This window comes from Neisseria sp. P0021.S007 (genome assembly GCF_051956855.1).
The window spans coordinates 1-1,099 of record NZ_JBQCXA010000131.1; the positions used below are offsets into that span (position 1 = coordinate 1).

The following is a 1,099-nucleotide window of genomic DNA, read 5'->3' on the forward strand; positions in this document are numbered from 1 at the left end:
CAGCCAGCTTGCGCCGAAATTCTTGATTTTGGTGTTGGTTTTTGCCGTGATTGCTTCCGGCTTACCTACCAATACTACTTCGCTGGTTTTTACCTACACCGCAGCCCAAGTGCTGACCGTTGTACTGTTGATATATCAGCTGCGCCAAGACCTGCAAGCCGTTTCCCATGCGAAATGGTCGCCCGAGCTGCATCGGGACGGCCTGCGCTACGGCCTGCCGCTGGCATTCGGCAACTTGGCCTATTGGGGCCTGACTTCGATTGACCGCTTTGTCCTCAAAGACATCTCGGGTTTGGACGAATTGGGCATCTATTCGATGGCAGTCAGCTTTGGTGCCGTCGCCTTGATTTTCCAAAGTGTGTTTTCCACTATTTGGGCGCCTTTGGTGTTCAAATGGGTAGAAGAAAAAACCAATCTGGATAAAATCGGCGACATCACGCTTTCCATGACCGTCCTCATCAGCGCAATGATTTGCCTCATTGGGATTTTCTCGCCGATGGTGACCTGGATACTGCCGGAAAAATACACGCAGGTTCAATTTATCCTGCTCTCGTGTATGCTCTTCCCCCTGTTTTACACGCTGACCGAAGTCAGCGGCATCGGTTTGAACGTTGTCCGCTCAACTTGGCTGATTACCGTCATCAACATCGTTGCCTTTATCGCCAATACCGCCCTGCTCTATCTGCTGGTACCGAAATTCGGTGCAAAAGGTGCGGCTATGGCCAGCGCAACGGCTTTTTGGCTGTTTTTCATCTTTAAAACCGAATTCTCTTCACGCCTGTGGCAGCCTTTGCCGCGCCTGAAGATTTATACAAACTCAACGCTCTGCCTGATGATCTGCCTTGCCTATACTTGGCTGGGTACGCGCGACAACTACATCTGGTTTGCGCTGGCATGGGCAGTCGGGCTAGGTTTCCTGTTCCTAAAATACAAACACGCACTATTTGCCGCGACCGAAAAAATCAAAGCCAAATTAAACCGTTCGGCAAGATAGCCAACCTGAGATTCAGGTCTCTACGATAACAACAGAACGACTATGAAAATAAAACGTCTAAATTTATACACTTACATCCTATACATTATGTTTACAGCTTATATG

The 1,099-nt window shown here is 49.0% G+C and carries 1 protein-coding gene; it reads left to right on the forward strand.

What is annotated here, in order from left to right; translation table 11 throughout:
* On the forward strand, window positions 1–994 hold a 994-nt coding region (locus tag ACTHUR_RS11685; protein ID WP_440398681.1), incomplete at its 5' end, for an oligosaccharide flippase family protein.
* Between the last annotated feature and the right edge of the window lie 105 nt (window positions 995–1,099).